General features: G+C 60.6%; 11 protein-coding genes. 3 read left to right on the top strand and 8 right to left on the bottom strand.

The annotated features are described in order from the left end of the window. Positions 1–36: 36 nt before the first annotated feature. From BN1241_RS11190 to aspS, 4 genes are all read right to left on the bottom strand, one after another. Entirely contained in the window at positions 37–1,212 is a 1,176-nt protein-coding gene (locus tag BN1241_RS11190) for a hypothetical protein (RefSeq protein WP_054953910.1), read from the bottom strand. 139 nt (positions 1,213–1,351) lie between these two features. After that, positions 1,352–1,642 carry a DUF2249 domain-containing protein gene (locus tag BN1241_RS11185; protein WP_054953638.1) on the bottom strand — a complete coding sequence of 97 codons (291 nt, stop codon included), beginning with the start codon at positions 1,640–1,642 and terminating at the stop codon, positions 1,352–1,354. Between the two features lie 964 nt (positions 1,643–2,606). Further along, positions 2,607–3,479: a GNAT family N-acetyltransferase gene (locus BN1241_RS11175; protein WP_054953636.1), complete on the bottom strand. Its 873-nt coding sequence runs from the start codon at positions 3,477–3,479 to the stop codon at positions 2,607–2,609. 2 nt (positions 3,480–3,481) lie between these two features. Next, a complete protein-coding gene (gene aspS / locus BN1241_RS11170; RefSeq protein ID WP_054953635.1) occupies positions 3,482–5,302 on the bottom strand; it encodes an aspartate--tRNA ligase in 1,821 nt (606 codons plus the stop codon). 146 nt (positions 5,303–5,448) lie between these two features. Here aspS and BN1241_RS11165 point away from each other — a divergent pair, with 146 nt between their 5' ends. Continuing rightward, the gene (locus BN1241_RS11165) at positions 5,449–6,855 is read left to right on the top strand and encodes an MFS transporter (protein WP_054953634.1); all 1,407 of its coding nucleotides are present in this window, start codon (positions 5,449–5,451) and stop codon (positions 6,853–6,855) included. A 126-nt stretch (positions 6,856–6,981) separates the two neighbouring features. Continuing rightward, positions 6,982–8,817, top strand: coding sequence for a DEAD/DEAH box helicase (locus BN1241_RS11160; protein ID WP_054953633.1), 1,836 nt, complete (start codon positions 6,982–6,984; stop codon positions 8,815–8,817). A gap of 496 nt (positions 8,818–9,313) precedes the next feature. Here BN1241_RS11160 and BN1241_RS11155 read toward each other — a convergent pair whose 3' ends face one another. From BN1241_RS11155 to BN1241_RS11140, 4 genes are all read right to left on the bottom strand, one after another. Then, entirely contained in the window at positions 9,314–10,891 is a 1,578-nt protein-coding gene (locus tag BN1241_RS11155; RefSeq protein WP_054953632.1) for a GTPase, read from the bottom strand. Beyond that, positions 10,888–12,618, bottom strand: coding sequence for a dynamin family protein (locus tag BN1241_RS11150; protein WP_230198314.1), 1,731 nt, complete (start codon positions 12,616–12,618; stop codon positions 10,888–10,890). The genes BN1241_RS11155 and BN1241_RS11150 overlap by 4 nt, the downstream gene beginning before the upstream one ends. After that, complete coding sequence (hisS, locus tag BN1241_RS11145; RefSeq protein WP_054953630.1) at positions 12,615–13,934, bottom strand: histidine--tRNA ligase; 1,320 nt, start codon at positions 13,932–13,934, stop codon at positions 12,615–12,617. Before hisS ends, BN1241_RS11150 begins: the two co-directional genes overlap by 4 nt. Before the next feature lie 67 nt (positions 13,935–14,001). Continuing rightward, complete coding sequence (locus tag BN1241_RS11140; RefSeq protein ID WP_054953629.1) at positions 14,002–14,781, bottom strand: MBL fold metallo-hydrolase; 780 nt, start codon at positions 14,779–14,781, stop codon at positions 14,002–14,004. A gap of 418 nt (positions 14,782–15,199) precedes the next feature. Here BN1241_RS11140 and BN1241_RS11135 point away from each other — a divergent pair, with 418 nt between their 5' ends. Next, the gene (locus BN1241_RS11135) at positions 15,200–17,020 is read left to right on the top strand and encodes a DUF349 domain-containing protein (protein ID WP_082418338.1); all 1,821 of its coding nucleotides are present in this window, start codon (positions 15,200–15,202) and stop codon (positions 17,018–17,020) included. Positions 17,021–17,376 lie beyond the last annotated feature (356 nt).

The following is a 17,376-nucleotide window of genomic DNA, read 5'->3' as shown; positions in this document are numbered from 1 at the left end:
GAGTACCCGTCGTCGGGCGTGATCCTAGCTCCACAACTATCCCCTGGCCTTTGTCTTCTTGGGTTCACCTGTCTCCTTGGGTTCACCAGCAACGACAGTACCGATGATGGTGACAAGGAATATCAAGATCGCAATGACATTGATTTGACCGCCCAACAACCATAGACTTCCCTGCCCCACTGCAATCTCGGCAAAGACCCGAATAAGTAGGCCAATGTTGAGCAGGACCAGCGGCAGGTACATGATCGGCCTGTAGGGAACGGGGATGCTCATGACTGCAGGGAAGATCGTGGGCGCGTGAGCCATGATCATGGTGAATGCGAATCCGATGAAGATCGTGTGAATCACGACATCGTAGTACGCGGTGCCGACCGCTCCCGCGGTCAGAATCCAGGTTATGGCTCCAACGATGAGCCAGAAGTATCCGGTCAGCAGAGCGAATGCCGTATAGCGGTGTAAACCTGTGGACTTGATGAGGTGGCGGGGCACATCATCCTTGATCAACCACAGGGCAAGTAAGAATTGAACGCCTCCGAATATTCGTGCCCCAACCTCGGGCCACAGGAGCGATGCAGTCGCTGCCAGCACAAGGGCAGTTGATAAGACAAGCAGGGTGGGGACAGCACGCCTGCCCATGGAAAGCTGAGCGAGCTCCGCTCGCTCAGAGACAATCGTAATGATGAGGAATGCTCCCAGGAGGGGAATGAGCGCGGAGACATCGAAACGCAAAACGAGGATCGTGGCGACGAGCAGCGGAACGGCCGACAGGATCTGGGTGGCAAGGAGGGTGAGTGGCGCCCTACGCCACAGCCACAGGTAGATGAGGGAGAACACGAGTGCTCCCTGAATCATGAGGAGATGCCCAACCATTCCCCAGAACGATGCCGTGCCCCCAACGGCGAGCATGATGCCACCCGCACCAAGTAGTCCGGGAGCAAGGAAAGCCCAGTTGTTCTTCGATGCATTGTGGGCTAGCGCCTGGGCTCGTTCCAAAGAAATTAAGGTACCGAGGAATCCTGCCGTCATGACAAATCCGTGCACAGAATCATCCTGGATTGCAGAAGGTGCCCACGATCCCAGATTGAGCAGTCCCGCATTCATCCCCATGAGGAGTGAAATACCACCGAGAACCAGAAAAACCACCCGCCACGACACTCGCCGTGACTTCTTGCCGCCCGTTTGGGCGGGGGCCTGGAGTGCACCCAGAGACATACCGTTCACCCGTCCTTACTTCAATCCCACACTACCCAAGGATGCACCGGGCTCTTAAGCGTGAGTGTTCACGGCCCCGTGCATGGTTGTGGCTGGGATGCAGCTCGACCCTCCGCATCCCAGCCACAAGTTATCTGGACTACTTGCGCGTGAGAGCGATGGTCCAAGGCTCCTCGGAAACGTAGGAGATCTCGATGGCATCTTCGCCATTGATGTCCTTGAGCTGCTGAAGGAGGGGAAGCGGATTGTGCGGGGCGATGAGATGCATGGTCATTCCCGGACGTAGCTGAGAGAAGGAGCCGATGACGGCACCGTGACGGATTGCGTGGGGGATGATGCGAACGTCAAGTACGGGAACGTCGTGGTCGTGTTCACCGCAACCGCATCCGCCGCCCTGTCCCGACACATCGGTGAGTGAGAGTTCAGCCATTTTTGCCTCCAAGTGTTTGTGAAACTGTCTCCGCTTATTTATTACAGAGTAATCCGTACTTAAAAGCAGGTGTCGGGACTACTGTCCTAATTTGTCCGAATATTTTCTGCTTCAGTCGCGCTGCCTGCAAATCCATCTTCAACAGTCGTGGCCATGGTCGCAATCTCTTGGGAACTAGGAAACGATGTTGAAACTGAGGCCACGACTAACTCGAGGGCTGCGCTGAGAATTTCCGCAGAAATATAGGAACTTCGCCCGACTAGCAACTGCAATATTGGCGAGGTTTGATTGAAAGAACCAGGCATATTTCCGAGACTCGAGAATTCGCATTGGACGCTGTGGGTTGGGATTGAAGGTCAGTCGTTGACTACTCACAGCATGTCGTTGGCTACTTAGAAAAATATGGAGTGGGACTCCAAGTTGAACGCTTGGAGTCCCACTCTGGCCCTACATATCGTCGCAATGCTTACAAAGAGGCCAATTGTTTTTCCCTTGTCGCTTGTTGCGAGCAGGGATCTGCTGGCCAGTAGGACAGTTGTCGAATACATGATGAACATCTGGATCACTCTGGTTAATAGAGTGATATGCATCTACTCGCATGCATCCTCCTTTTATTTTGTTGTAAACGTGTCGTCTGACACAGTCTCAGCGTACAAATGGGTTCGGACAAATCTTTTCCAGTATTGGCTTCCATTGCATGTCGGCATATTTCGTCAAGTCAAAGAGTTCGTAGGCAGTGACATGACACCAACAGAATTGCGCTGCACGGTTCGAAGCTTGCTTAACTAATTAGCCGTGTGCACAGTTCCTAAGCGAGACAAATTTCGCTCGGCATGTCGAAGCGAGTTGAGGATGCTGTTGATGACTAGGAAGCGGATGCGCCGTTTATAAATCCCTTGCGAGGGTACAAAGTAGCCCCGCAAGGGTAACCAAGCGGGGCTACTAAGATTCAGCGGAACTTCGGTTACGACTCTTGAAGGGGTGTGGTCGAGTAGGTGATGTACTCGTGCCCTTCTATGATTCCAAGGCGGTTGTAGAGGCGTCTTGCCTTATCGTTCCAGCTCCACATGCCGAACGTGGTGAGGTCGGTTTCGTCGAGTTCACGGTTGATGGTGCCTGCCATGACCGAACCGCCGATCCCTCTCCCCTGCATATCAGGGTCCGTACCCAGCCCTGCAAAGTGCGATCCGAGGGTGCCGTCGCTGTTACGTCGGCGTTCTACTCCCATGGCTCCACCGAGCAGGTTCCCATCGACGTACCCGTACCACGTGAGCTCGTCGATATCCCTGAGCGCTGACGTAGTTGGGTTCGAGGCGGTAATAACGCGCTCGATCTCTGCCCGCCACTGGGGTCCAAGCTTTTCGATGTGCTCATCGTGCGTCGGAGTCTCAAGCTTGTCTTCCGCGTAGAAGAAGATCCACCTGTTACCCACGTATTGGCCCAGCCAACCCTTGTGGCGGTCGGCAAGTCCGGCACTGGTGTCGTCTTGGAGCATGGCCCGGGACGGGCCGGGAAGTTCCCCGGCACCAGCCAAACCATTCAGCGTTCCGCTTCTCGCCTGCTCGCGCAATCGATCGAGTGCCTCATTGACTTTGCCCGGATCACCGAGGGCGAGGAGGCGGAGGAGGTCAGGCTCACTTGATCTGGCAATGAGATCTGCCATGCTCTTGACCGGTTCGGCTACGTAGAGCACGACCGCGTGGTCGGGTGAGGTTTTGTGGAGCAGGAGTTGTCCCTGCTCCACGAGTTCCATCCACTCCGTCTGGGAGGTGTACCAGAAGATCTCGGCGGCCCGGCTGATGTTTAACAGCGGGCGCGACTCGACGGGTTCGGTCATCGCTACTTGGCAGATTCCTCAAGCTGAGCCTCTGCCTCACCGGCGACAGCATCCTTCGCCTTGGGCTTGGCATCCACTCCTGCTTCCTTGCGCTGTGCGGGGGTAATGGGAGCGGGAGCATCGGTCAGCGGATCGTACCCACCACCCGACTTCGGGAAGGCGATGACGTCGCGAATCGAGGGAGCATCCACGAGCAAGGCGACAATGCGGTCCCAGCCGAAGGCGATACCGCCGTGGGGCGGTGCACCGTACTTGAAGGCATCGAGGAGGAAGCCGAACTTCTCCTGGGCCTCGTCCTGGGACAGTCCCATGGTCTTAAAGACGCGTTCCTGAACGTCGGAACGGTGGATACGGATGGAACCGCCACCAATCTCGTTGCCGTTGCAGACAATGTCGTAGGCGTTCGACAGTGCCGAACCTGGATCCGTATCGAACGTGTCGAGGTGCTCGGGCTTGGGTGCAGTGAACGCATGGTGGACGGCGGTCCAGGCTCCCCCACCCACAGCAACATCTCCTTCGGCCTTCGCTTCGGAAGCGGGCTTGAACATGGGGGCGTCAACAACCCACACGAACGACCATTCCTTGCCGTCGATGAGGCCGCAGCGTTCACCGATCTCAAGGCGGGCGGCACCGAGGAGGGCACGGGATGAGGTGGTATCGCCGGCAGCGAAGAAGATGCAGTCGCCGGGCTGGGCACCGGTTGCGGCCGCGAGTCCCTCGCGCTCAGCATCGCTAATGTTCTTGGCAACAGGGCCACCGAGCGTGCCGTCTTGGGCGATCGTGACGTAAGCGAGTCCCTTGGCACCGCGAGCTTTGGCCCATTCCTGCCACTTATCGAAAGTACGGCGGGGCTGGGAGCCACCACCGGGCATGACAACCGCACCCACGTACTCGTTCTGGAACACCCGGAACGGGGTGTCCTTGAAGTATTCGGTGAGGTCGACAAGTTCCTGTCCGAAACGCAGATCGGGCTTATCGGAGCCGTACTTGGCCATGGCATCGGCGTAGGTCATGCGCGGGATCGGGGTCGTGATCTCGTAGCCAATGAGCTTCCAGATCTCAGCGAGCACATCTTCCGCAATCGCGATGACATCGTCCTGCTCAACGAAGGACATCTCAACATCGAGCTGGGTAAATTCGGGCTGACGGTCTGCACGGAAGTCTTCGTCACGGTAGCAGCGGGCGATCTGGTAGTAGCGTTCCATGCCGGCCACCATGAGGAGCTGCTTGAACAGCTGGGGCGACTGCGGCAGTGCATACCAGGATCCGGGGGCAAGGCGTGCGGGCACGAGGAAGTCGCGTGCACCCTCCGGGGTGGAGCGAGTCAGCGTCGGGGTTTCGATCTCAACGAAGTCGGCTGCGTCAAGGACCGTGCGGGCAGCGCGGTTCACCTTGGCACGCAGGCGAATCGCGTTCTGTTCGTACTTACGGCGCAGATCGAGGTAACGGTACTTCAGTCGGGTCTCTTCCCCAACCTTGCCGGAATCCTCAGCATGCTCAGAGACCTGGAAGGGTAGCGCCGCTGCCGTGTTGAGAACCTCGACCTCGTCAGCAACAACCTCGACATCACCGGTGGGAATACCGGCGTTGGCGTTTCCTTCGGGGCGTTCGCGGACCGTACCGGTCACCTGAATGACGTATTCGGCACGCAGTTCGTGCGCGACTTCCTCGCGGATCACGATCTGGGCGATGCCGGAGGCATCACGCAGGTCGATGAAGGCAATGCCGCCGTGGTCACGGCGGCGATCAACCCAACCCACGAGTGTGACGGTTTGGCCAATGTGGGAGGCACGCAGGCTTCCCGTGTGGTGCGTACGGAGCACGATTCCTCAATTCGTTGACGGTTCCGGTTTGCGAGACAGGCAAACCCGGGCGGGGGCGAAACGAGCCAGCGCCACATCCCAGTTTAGGATACGAGTCACTCGTGTCCACCTAGTGACGGAAGTTGTGCGGTGAGAGAATGCCCATTATGGCCAGACATCCCCGCAAACAGCGCACCGCATCCGAGACCGCACAACGGTGGCTCCTCTGGATCGCGACAGCAATCATCACGTGCATCGCCTTCGAGGCACTCGCGGTTACCACGGCCATGCCCACCGTCACGAAGGATCTCAATGGTGAGCACATGTTTGCGCTCGCGAACGGTATTACGCTCGCTGCTCAGCTCATCACGACCGCGCTGTGTGGGCCGTGGGCCGATGCGAAGGGTGTGCGCGCACCGCTCTTTACGGGTCTCATTGTTTTCTCGGCCGGTCTGGTCATGTGCACTTTCGCTCCCGAGATTGAGATCCTCGTGCTGGGCAGACTCATTCAGGGGCTCGGAGGTGGCCTCTGCATCGTTCCCCTCTATGTGCTCGTGGGCCGGCTGGTTCCGGGCAAGCGCCAACCCACGTTCTTTGCGGCTTTCAGTGCCGCCTGGGTTGTTCCCTCACTCATCGGTCCCGCACTGTCGGGTTTCCTTGCTCAGCACGTGCACTGGCGTGTCGTGTTCATCATCGTTCCCGTCCTTCTGCTCGTACTTTTGCCGCTCTTGGCGAAGGTGCTGTCGATGCTTCCGGCCATGGAGTTCACGGGCAAGCTCTCTAAGCTCAAGACCGTGGCCCTGCCGGCACTCGGTGCGGGCATTGCCGCCATTGCCCTCCAGGTCATGTCCGGAACCGATTCTGAGGATTTCACTCCCCTTGTCTTCGCGGGGATCGTGGTCGCCGCTGTCGCGGCACTGGCCTTTGTGCGCCCCATGCTTCCCAGTGGCACGCTTCTCCTAAAACGGGGTATGCCCTCGACGGTTGCGTTGCGTGGCATGCTGAACGGCACCTTCCTGGCGGTGGAAATCTATCTCCCTCTCATGCTGCAGCGCATTCATGGCTGGGAGCCGCTTGATGCGGGGCTGACACTCACCGTCGGTTCCATCACCTGGTCGATTGGTTCATTCGTTCAGGCACGCATCATCGATCCGGGCCAACGTAAGCGGCTCGCAAGCTTTGGTAGCGCAATCCTGCTGATCGGAACCGCTGCCACCATCCCCGTTGCGTGGGTGTCGGTAGCCCCCTGGTTCCTCATTGTCGCCTGGGCGGTTGCGGGCCTGGGGATCGGTATCGCCTATCCGGCGATGGCAACCCACGCGCTCGCCCTCACCCCGATCGAGTCGCAGGGTCAGACCTCGTCCGCCCTCCAGGTATCCGATACGCTCGGCGCTTCCCTGTGTATTGCGTTCGCCGGCATTGTCTTCGCCCTCATCTCGGGCTTTGGCACCGCGTCATTCGCGGCCGTGCTCATTGCCATGTCGCTCCTGGCGCTCGCCTCGCTGGCGGTGTCGTTCCGGGTTGAGCCGAACGTCACCGAAACTGACCTGACGCATCAAGCATCGACCCGGTAAGGTTATGAGGGCGCTTAGCGCCGGGAGGCGTCAGTAGGCGCCGGACACGCGCCAACGTGGCGCGGTATTAGAGCTGACGCTGCCATTCTTGTGTGATTCGGGCAGGTTGGCAGATGAGGAAACACAATGGCGGATACGCCCGCATCAAACACCCCCGAAACAGAAGAAAACCCCACCACCTTTGCTGACCTTGGTTTGCCGGCGGACCTCTTGGAGGCCGTTCAGGCCCTCGGTTTTGAAACCCCCACCGCCATCCAGGAGCAGACCATCCCGGTTCTGCTCAGTGGCCGTGACGTTGTCGGCGTGGCCCAGACCGGTACCGGCAAGACCGCAGCCTTCGGCCTTCCCCTTCTCGCCCAGGTTAACCCCGACAAGCGCAGGGTTCAGGCACTCGTGCTTGCCCCCACCCGCGAGCTCGCCCTCCAGGTATCGGACGCGATCTCCGACTTCGCGAAGGTCAATCATGATCTCAATGTTCTCCCCGTCTACGGCGGCTCCTCCTATGTGCCCCAGATCCGCGGTCTCGAACGCGGCGCACAGGTTGTTGTCGGCACCCCGGGCCGTGTCATGGATCTCATCAACAAGGGCGCCCTCGACCTCAGCCACGTCTCCTACTTTGTTCTCGACGAGGCCGACGAGATGCTGCGCATGGGATTTGCGGAAGACGTCGAGACCATTGCGGGATCCCTCACGCGTGAGGGCCGGATCACGGCTCTCTTCTCGGCCACCATGCCGCCCCAGATCCGCCGTGTCGCGGATCAGCACATGACCGATCCGGAACACATTTCGGTATCTAATCCTCGCTCCACCGTATCCACGGTCAAGCAGACCTTCGCCGTTGTGCCGTCCCGCCACAAGATCGGTGGCCTGGCACGAGTCCTCGCAACGAGCGACGCAGACGCAGCAATCGTGTTCGTTCGTACCCGCGCCTCGGCCGAGGAGCTCGCTCTCGAACTAAACGCTCGTGGCGTTCAGGCTGCCGCAATCTCCGGTGATGTTGCTCAGCGTGACCGCGAGAAGCTCATCGACCGCCTCCGCAGCGGCTTCCTCGATGTTCTCGTGGCAACCGACGTGGCCGCCCGGGGCCTCGACGTGGAACGCATCGGACTTGTCATCAACTTCGATATCCCGAAGGAGATCGACACCTACGTGCACCGCATTGGTCGCACCGGCCGCGCGGGACGCGAGGGTGTTGCCCTGTCCTTTGTCACTCCGCGTGAGCGTGCTCGCCTGCGGAAGATCGAGCAGGCCACGAAGGCTCGCATGGAAGAAGTGGATCTGCCCACTCCCGCCGAGGTGTCGAAGCTACGCGCGGAGCGTCTCATTACCCAGGCGAAGGAACGCTACACGGTCGGCCGCCTGTCGGTGTACCGCGAGGCACTCGATGCTTTCAAGGCAGCTCAGGAGGCCGAGGAGACGGACATGTCCGTCGACGATCTCGTCTACGCACTGCTCGCTCTCGGTGTCCGTGACCCGGGCCCGACCGACAACGACGAACCGGATCGCCTGAACGTGCGTGATGACCGCAAGGGTGACCGCAATGATCGCCCGGGCCGTGAGCGTAGCGGTCGCGACCGTGGCTCCCTGCCCGGCGCCCGCCGCTACCGCGTTGAGGTTGGTCACCGTGACGGCGTCAAGCCGGGTGCCATTGTTGGGGCGATCACCGGCGAGGGCGGCCTGCGCGGCTCCGATCTCGGCAAGATCGACATTTACCCCTCCTTCTCCCTCGTCGAGATCGCGGGCGATCTCAGCCAGGAAGCAACCAACCGCATCTACGATGCCGAAGTATCCGGGCGGGCTCTTCAGATCCGTCCCGATGAGGGGCCGCGCGGTGGCGGACGCAAGTTCGACCGCGGTGGAGACCGCGGCGGATACAGGCGCGGAGATAGGTTTGATAAGCGTGGGGGTGACCGTTTCGACAAGCGTCGTGGCGGCTCTTCCAAGCGTCGCCGAGACTACTAGAGACAGCGGAGCGACACTCACCTTCTAGGTGACGGCGAGGGACCTACGGGTCCCTCGTTCGCTTATCCCCACAGGTTTCACTCGCTCAGATCTCGCTCATTCGAGTCTAAGTCAGCCGAGTCTCAGTCATTCCTATACGGCACTTATTCGAACCAGAAGTGGCTGCGCAGACCGGGTGCCAATTCTTGGCCGGAGCTTTGCTCGGACATCACCATGCTGCGTTCACTAGTCGCTACTCGAACACAGCCATCCTGCTTGGACATGTCACTGCTCGAATAAAGCCACCCTGCTTGGACGTATCACTGATCGAGCGGGCTGCATTTCTCGTTCGCGATGGCATAGCCGAATGAGGTGACATTCATCGATGCATTGTTTGAGAGATTTAGGTTCTGCGCCTCGATATAAGGAAACTGCCTGAAGTTGCGCCACTATCGGCACAGCTCCAGGCAGTTCAAGTCACCGGCTAGGTGTTTGTCACCGTCCAGTTGGTTGAGTGTTACTTCTTGCCCACTGTCGTGAGGCGACCTGCCACATCGGATAGCATCCGTGATTCTTCTAGGACCCGGTCAACATCATTAAGCATGTGCTCCTCGGCGACTGGATGGATCTGTTTGATCAATCGCTTACGGACTCGCTTCTCCACGCTTGCTGCGCCCCGATTTACGCACAGTCGCCCAATGATGGTGAGGACCAATCCCACGAGTAACCCTCCGAGGAACAGCAATGGCGGGAGTGGAACCTCGCCGAGTTTCGGGGGATCCGGGAGCGGGAGGACTAGTGCGTTGGCGGCCCAGATGGCGATGAGCCACCCGAGACCAACAATCGCAACGACGAAGAAGAGCCACTGAAGGAAGTTCATGACCTGCCACCAGGCGGGCCTCTTGTCGTAACCCAAGTCTGTTGAAGCAATGACACGGTCGGCATGGTCCAGGACGGTGCCGGTCCGGTATTCGGTGCTTTCGGTCAGGTCCCGCCGCCATGCGGCCGGCAAGCCCTCCGTCGCTTCACCCATGATCGTACGAACAAGCCCGCGTACCTGGGATTCCTTGGCAGGGGTTGCTCGCACCCCGGTGAGCGTGGGCACATCACCCTTGTCGGGAACCAGGTGCAGTCCCTTGAGGGGGTCTACACGGACGTTGGTGAGCCAGCGCAGTGCCGGCCAGCCAACCCACTTGCGACCCCTGAAACGGTAGGAACCGGCGGCCGCTTTCGCAACCTGGTCGACACCCGCTGCACTCGCAACAGCGGTCGCGATCTGTTCCCGATTCTTCTTTGTCAACCCGGGAGCCTTTGTACCCAGTTCCTTCGACAGGTCGGTGCCGATCGCACGCACGTCAGCCGCCATCCGATCGTGTGCCGCCTGCTGGGAGCCAGCAACGGACTCGATCGTGGACCGCAGTCCTGCGATTCCCTCTCCGGTGCGAGTCGAGGTCGCGATGATCCGTGCCGAGAGGCCATCCTCGCGAATGATCCGCTGAGCATCGGCAATCATCGCGTCACGTTCGGCCGGATCAACCGTATCGATCTGGTTAAGCACAACAAGGGTGACATCCGAGTGTTCGGTCATGGGACGCAGGTAGTCCTCGTGGACAACGGCATCAGCATACTTTTGGGGATCGAGAACCCACACGAGTACGTCAACAACCCCGGCGAGGCGTTGAGCGATCTCCCGGTTCGCTTCCTCTGTGGAATCGACGTCCGGGAGGTCGAGCAGAACGATACGGTCGCCGTGCTTATTGAACAGGTGGGGACGGATGTGTCGATCGCGGACGTGTAGCCAGTCGAGGATCTCGGTCGCGCTCTGCTCCGATACCGCGATCGGCTCATTGGTTGTGGGGCGGCTCGCCGAGACTTTCGACAGGTTGGTTTTCGCAAGCGTATTGAACAGGGAGGACTTGCCCGAACCGGTGGCGCCAAAGAGAGCAACAACCGTCGTTTCGAGGCCCGCGGCCTGGCGATCCACGATCGCATCACGAAGTTCTCGGGCACGCGAGAGCAACGCGGGTGATACTCGGTCTTCCGCTAGGTCGATTGCTCGCGACAGGTCATGCAGGCCCTCGTTGAGAGTCGTCACAGGCCATTCTCCTCACGGCGGGCAGCAGACAGCAGGGCAAGCGCCTCCCCCAAGTTGTCACTCGCGGACGCATCCACACCAAGGGTTGCGAGCTCGCTACGGAACGGTTCAGCATCGGTGACCATGAAGGCGCCGGCCCGGTCGGTCAGGTCGGCGACGGCCTCCTTCGCCATCTTCCGCACCGCATCATCCCCAAAGATCGCTTCCAAAAGCTTCTGTGCCACCACGGCCGTACCACCAGCCACGACCACTTCACCACCGGACAGCCCTGCCGTCGAGGCGAAGATGACGATCATGAGGGCGACGGCGACCGTGTTGAGGCCGAGGGACAGAACGCGCGCTGTCGCCCGCTTGTCCTTCCCCTCAACCTGGATGAGTTCGGTGAGGCGGCCCTGCCATTCCCGTACCAGCTGGGTGGCTGCCTCCTTGCGTTCCTCGTGGCTGCGGAGGCGAGAGGCGGCGTTTGCCGCCAACTGGTCGCCGCCGAGGCCGCGTGCCCAGGAGCGTTCAATCGTGGCGATTGCGGATTCGGTTTCACCGATGAGCATGGTGGCGATCCCGTCTTCGATCGCTTCTTCGACGTGTTCTGGCTCGACTCCGTCGCCCTTGAACCACGATGTGATCCGGTCACGGAGTTTTCCAACCCCGGCTTCGACTTGGCGGAGGATCTCGCCCGTGCCGACAAAGTCCTGCCAGCGAGCGAGCACCTCGCCACGCAGGACCGATCCGTCGCTCACCGCAGAGACGAGCTGGGCGTGCGCCTGGGCGAAGGTGTCATCAACCTGGGAGGCCAGGGTCACGAGGGCGGAGCGTTGCTCGTTGAGCGCGGGCAGGAGGCTCCTGCCGCGGATGGCAACACCATCAACCGCACCGCCCAGGGTCTGGCGAGCAACGGCCGTTCGTGCCGCCGAGTCGTGCGCGAGTCCGTTCAGCCAGGCTCGCACGTGCGCAACATCAGCCTCAGGGATGAAGTCCTCCTCACCAAGATCCGTTTCCCCGATGACGAAGAGGGGTGCATGGGACAGTCCCCTCTCATCAAGCCGGCGAGCGAGATCGGCTCTAACCTCAACTCCCACACCTGCAGGAACGCGGTTGAGGACGATGGCGATGACAATATTTCGAGAGGCCGCCTCGTCCAAGAGTGCCCACGGAATCGCATCAGCATAGCGGGCAGCGGTTGTCACGAAGAGCCACAGGTCAGCCGCGGAGAGCAGCTGTGCAGCCAGCCTCCGGTTTTCTTCGACGATCGAGTCAATATCGGGAGAGTCGAGCAACGCGAGTCCGCGCGGCAGGGACTCTGCCGTAGCCAGTTCGAGTTCGGTGTGGGATTCTCCGCCGGAACCGTGTACCCGGGCGAGCTCGGGCAGGATCCGATCGCCTTCGAACCAGTCCCGGTCGGCGGGGTGATGAACGAGGAGAGGAGTCCTGGTCGTGGGCCGGATCGCACTCGACTGCGCCACGTGGCTGCGGGTGAGTGCGTTGACGAGCGCGGATTTGCCGGAGCCGGTGGAGCCACCGACAACCGTCAGTAGCGGAGCATCGAGCGACGCGTACCGCGGAAGCACGTAGTCATCGAGCTGATGCTTGAGGTCTTGCGTCTCCTCCCGAGCATCGGCCGCCTGGGGCAGGTCGAGAGGAAACGACACCCGGTCGAGAGTCTCTCGCACGTCTGCGAGCAGGCTCGCGACCTCGTTCGCGGTCGATCCGATTCCTGCCGGGGCTCTCACGAAAGCATCCGAATCGACGGTGACAGGTCTTCGGAGGGCGGCGCCCACGTGGCGGGATCAGCATCTACCTGATCGCCGGAGCGAATGTCCTTAACCGAGTCGGGCTCACCGGGGAACCAGACGTAGGGGATGCCGCGGCGGTCCGCGTAGCGGATCTGCTTACCGAACTTCGCGGCGCTCGGAGATACTTCGGTGGGGATTCCGCGCTCGCGCAGGGCCATGGCAACCCGGTCCGAGACACGGCGCTTATCTTCATCAAGCACTGCCACCAAAACCGCGGTCGGAACCTTTCGTGACGGCTCAACGAGAGGCTGTCCGAGCACGCGAGCAAGAACCCTGGATACACCAATGGAGAGGCCCACACCCGGGTAGGTTTTCTTGCCGTCCGTGGCGAGTGAATCGTAGCGTCCACCCGAGCACACGGATCCCAGATCTTCGTGGCCAACCATGGTCGACTCGTAAACCGTGCCCGTGTAGTAGTCGAGGCCGCGCGCGATCTTGAGGTCGGCAACGATTGAGCCGGGCATGAGCTCGTTCGCACCTTCAACAAGGGTTACCAGTTCGTCGAGGCCGGTCTCCAGCAGTTCGGAGCGGGCTCCGAGTGCGAGAACTCGGTCGGCGATCGAGGCGTCGGTGCCGGTAATGCCGGCGAGTGCGAGGGCTAGCGCTGCCTGCTCCCCGGTCGCACCATCGGCAACCAGCAGTTCCGCGACAGCCTTTTCACCGATCTTGTCGAGCTTATCGATGGCTCGCAGGGCGCCTTCGATGTCGGTGATGCCGATGGCCTCGTAGAAGCCCTGGGCGACCTTGCGGTTTGAGGCGCGCACAATGACGCGGGGTATCGGGAGCGTGGAGAGCGCGTCAACCATGACGAGCGGTAGCTCCATGTCATGGTGCTGGGACAGGGTGTCCTGACCAACGACATCAACATCGGCCTGGACGAATTCGCGGAAGCGCCCATCCTGCGGCCTCTCGCCGCGCCACACTTTCTGGATCTGGTAGCGCTTGAACGGGAACATGAGCCGGCCCGCGTTCTCAACGACATAGCGTGCAAGCGGGACAGTCAGGTCGAAGTGGAGTCCCAGTTCAGCATCGTCAGTGGCCTGGTCCGCCTGGAGGCGGGACAGGAGATAGATTTCTTTCGATGTTTCACCCTTGGACAGGAGCTGGGAGACAGGCTCGACTGCCCTGGTCTCGATTCCGGAGAACCCGTGCATCTCAAACGTCCGCTGCAAGGTTTCGAGGACGTGCTGTTCTACGAGTCGTTGTTCCGGAAGCCACTCGGGGAAACCGGAGAGTGAAAAATGACGTGCCATGAGCGCTATTATCGCACGCTCACCAACAGGCAAGCGTGATATCGCACCGTAGTGTGGTAAAAACCAATCACGCGGTGATCATCGCTGCTTGGCGCAGGTGCTGATTTGCTTGCAGTTGGTAGCCGAGAGTGGAGAGCTGGCCATGACCGGTCGCGAGCACGGTATCGGGATTGATCGAAACGGCAAGCATCCGCAGCGTGGACTGCATTTCCTTATCGTCCCCACCATCGAGGTCCGTGCGACCAATCGAATCTCCGAGAATGACGTCACCGAGGAACATGAAGGCAACCGGCTCCGGTTCAGACTTTCCTTCGCTCGCACCGCAGTTGCAGCCCTCGCATCCGCCGCCGCCGCAACCGTCTTGCGACACGGTGATGGCTCCTTCACCATCCTCCAGGACACCTGCGCTCAGGTAGCCGACCGAACCTTCCGTGTGACCGGGAACGAGCACTGCTCGCACCGGGAAACCGGGAGCAATCTGAGCCCCGGAGCCTTGCAAGCACAGTTCGGGAATGACCTGGACGTTGGTGGGCTTCACCCATTCCTCAGCTACGTCGATACCGATTCCGCCCACGTGAGCGAGCGGATCGTCGAGACGATACAGGTCCGGCTTCGCGATATAGACGGGCTTATCTCCCGCAACCTTCGCAGCATCCCACACGTGGTCGGGATGACCGTGGGTGAGGAGCACTCCGGCGAGCTCGAGGCCTTCCTTGGCCAGTTTCTGCTCCACCCAATCGGCACTGCCAGCACCCGGATCCACAACAAGAGCCTGCTTCGTGTCCGTGTTCTCCCAGATGTAGCAGTTCGCACTGAGGAACGTCTCGGTGTAAATGAACAAACGCATGGCACTACGTTATCGCTCTTCCCCGCCCAGACCAATCGGCGAAGACCGGCTGTGCCCTCCGAGGCCGGCGGTTCCTTCCAATTGAATGGCAATGGATCATCACCAGTCGGCAGGCCCTAATCGATCGGCTGCTACGCAAGAAGTGGTACGTGAGGGCGTTTGCAGAACGGGACCACGAAGCTCAGCAGCTCTCGCGCACCACACCGTTTGGGTTGGCCACCTATTTATATGAACCGCCTTGGTCAATCTCAAAAGAATGACCAGACTGCCCCAAGCAATCCTCTCACTGTGTTGTTTGGGGCTGTATTGGAGTAATTTCGATCCGTTGCCACGATGTGAGCCAGAACATCGTAGACTATAGATCGTCCCAACACGAGAACGGTCACGCATCTGCCGACCCCGTCCCAAGGAGCACACGATGACGCAGTCAAATCCGGGTACCGAGCCCATCAATCATGAAGAATCCGCAGAACACGCGGTCGAATCCACCAACGAGCAGGCGCATGCCACGGAATCTACTGCGTCGCAGACACCTGCCGAAACCGAGCAGGTCAACACAAACGTGAACGAAGAAGCAGAGTCGGCACGGGCGACGGAGCCCACCGCCGAACAGACAGAAGAAACCGCGGCAGCGGATTCTCCTGAGCAGAGCGAGGAAGCAGCTCCCGCCCCTGCCACAGAGGATCAGCCCCTGGAAGATGGCCCCGGAGTTCCCGAGGCACCGGTCGAAGAACGTGCAGCCGAGCAGACTGAAGCCGCTGAGGCAGCTGCGGAGACAGCCCCGGCAGAGGGCGCACCCGTGCCGCCCAAGCCGCATGGCACAGTTCGCCCAACTCCCCCGCCCGCACCAGCTCCCGGTCACGCCGTTCCGCCGCGTTCCCAGGACTGTCTCCTCTCCACCCCCAGATGGCTACAAGAGACGGGCCCGAGGCCCCCCGCCCCCGGCAAGCCGGCAGCCAAGCCTGCCGTGGTGCCCCCGGCTCCGCCGGTCGATCCCAAGGCGGCAGCCGAAGCGGCCGAATGGGGTCGCGTGGATGAGGAGGGTAACGTCTACCTGCGTTCCTCCGGTGATCAGGGCGAGCGACTGGTCGGCCAGTACGCGATCGGTGACTCGAAGGACGACGCTCTGGCGGTCTACGTGCGCCGCTACCTCGACCTGGTGGCACAGGCTTCACTACTCGAATCCCGGCTCGAGATTGTCAACCCTCAAGAGATCAATCCCGGCCTCAAGGCCCTGGACGAGGCTCTGGTCGAACCAGCTGTCGTCGGCGACGTTGAGGCCCTCAAGTCCCGTGTCGAGGCCATTCGGGAGCGACTCAAGGTCCGTCAGGCCGAGTTTGATGAGGAGCGCAGGGTCGCCAAGATCCAGGCTCTCGCCGATCGCACCTCGATCATCGAGCGCGCCGAGGCCATTGCCGCACAGGACCCCGAACGCACTCATTGGCGCGACTCCCGCAACGAACTCACCTCCCTGCTTGAGCAGTGGAAGCGCGCACAGAAGGCCGGCCCCAGGATCGACCACGCTGCCGAAGAAGGACTGTGGAAGCGCTTCTCTCGCGCTCGTACAGAATTTGATCGTCACCGCCGCCAGCACTTTTCTCAGCTGGAAGCAAAGCAGAAGGAAGTGACCTCCAAGAAGGAAGCTCTCATCAAGCGCGCAGAAGAGATGTCCTCCTCCACCGACTGGGGAGCAACATCTGCGGCTTACCGTGATCTCTTAGAGGAGTGGAAGGCCGCCGGCCGCATCTCCCGCAAGGAAGATGACAAGCTGTGGGCACGCTTCCGTGCCGCACAGCAGGTGTTTTTCGACGCTCGTCAGGCAGACCGCGACTCGATCAACTCCGAGCAGAGTGCGAACCTCGCCAAGAAGCTTGAGCTCATCAAGGAAGCTGAAGAGATCCTCCCGATCAAGGACATCCAGGCAGCGAAGAAGAAGCTACACGATATTCAGGATCGTTGGGAACAGATCGGTTTCGTCCCCCGCAAGGACATCTCCCGTACCGAAGGCAGGCTCCGCGATGTCGAGTCGGCCGTTCGTGCGGCTGAGGATGAGCAGTGGCGCAAGACCGATCCCGCAAAGGTTGAGCGAGCAACCGGCTTCGCCGCCCAGCTCGAGGATGCCATCGCCAAGCACGAGCAGGAGCTCGCCGATGCTCAGGCGCGTGGCGACGAGAAGGCCGCCCAGCGCGCCCAGGAAGCACTCGATGCTCGCAGGTCCTGGCTCGAGCAGCTCAAGTAGCAGCGTTACTCACGAGTAGTCTCACGGTAGGTGGGCGGTTCCCTAAGGGACCGCCCACCTACTCTTTAGTACATCACTGATCGTGCTTCGCTGACTCTTCCCATTTGCTTCCATCTCAGTTTCGCCCTCCGTGCCATCTCCTAAACCGCTCCCCGGTCCCCCAGGCCTGTGACCAGCCAGTTGTCCACATTGGAGACAAGTTGAGGTCTTTACGCCGCTGATTGTGGTGTGATGGGGTATGGAGTTTGCACCGGTGACGGCTATCGAGTTGGGGGCACCATTCTTTGGTGATCCGCACTCCCCCGTCCTGTGCCTAGTGGGTCCCGATCATGCCGTGCCGGTCGATCTCTGCCAAA

Source organism: Flaviflexus massiliensis, from assembly GCF_001375495.1.
Lineage (GTDB): Bacteria > Actinomycetota > Actinomycetes > Actinomycetales > Actinomycetaceae > Flaviflexus > Flaviflexus massiliensis.
The sequence above is the reverse complement of the archived record's forward strand: the minus strand, read 5'-3'. Positions and strand labels throughout refer to the sequence as shown.

What these genes read in the sequence shown, in the direction of transcription:
- BN1241_RS11190 (WP_054953910.1), bottom strand. Translation starts at nt 1,212, where the DNA reads ATGTCTCTGGGTGCACTCCAGGCCCCCGCCCAAACGGGCGGCAAGAAG.
- BN1241_RS11185 (WP_054953638.1), bottom strand. Translation starts at nt 1,642, where the DNA reads ATGGCTGAACTCTCACTCACCGATGTGTCGGGACAGGGCGGCGGATGC.
- BN1241_RS11175 (WP_054953636.1), bottom strand. Translation starts at nt 3,479, where the DNA reads ATGACCGAACCCGTCGAGTCGCGCCCGCTGTTAAACATCAGCCGGGCC.
- BN1241_RS11165 (WP_054953634.1), top strand. Translation starts at nt 5,449, where the DNA reads ATGGCCAGACATCCCCGCAAACAGCGCACCGCATCCGAGACCGCACAA.
- BN1241_RS11160 (WP_054953633.1), top strand. Translation starts at nt 6,982, where the DNA reads ATGGCGGATACGCCCGCATCAAACACCCCCGAAACAGAAGAAAACCCC.
- hisS (WP_054953630.1), bottom strand. Translation starts at nt 13,934, where the DNA reads ATGGCACGTCATTTTTCACTCTCCGGTTTCCCCGAGTGGCTTCCGGAA.
- BN1241_RS11140 (WP_054953629.1), bottom strand. Translation starts at nt 14,781, where the DNA reads ATGCGTTTGTTCATTTACACCGAGACGTTCCTCAGTGCGAACTGCTAC.
- BN1241_RS11135 (WP_082418338.1), top strand. Translation starts at nt 15,200, where the DNA reads ATGACGCAGTCAAATCCGGGTACCGAGCCCATCAATCATGAAGAATCC.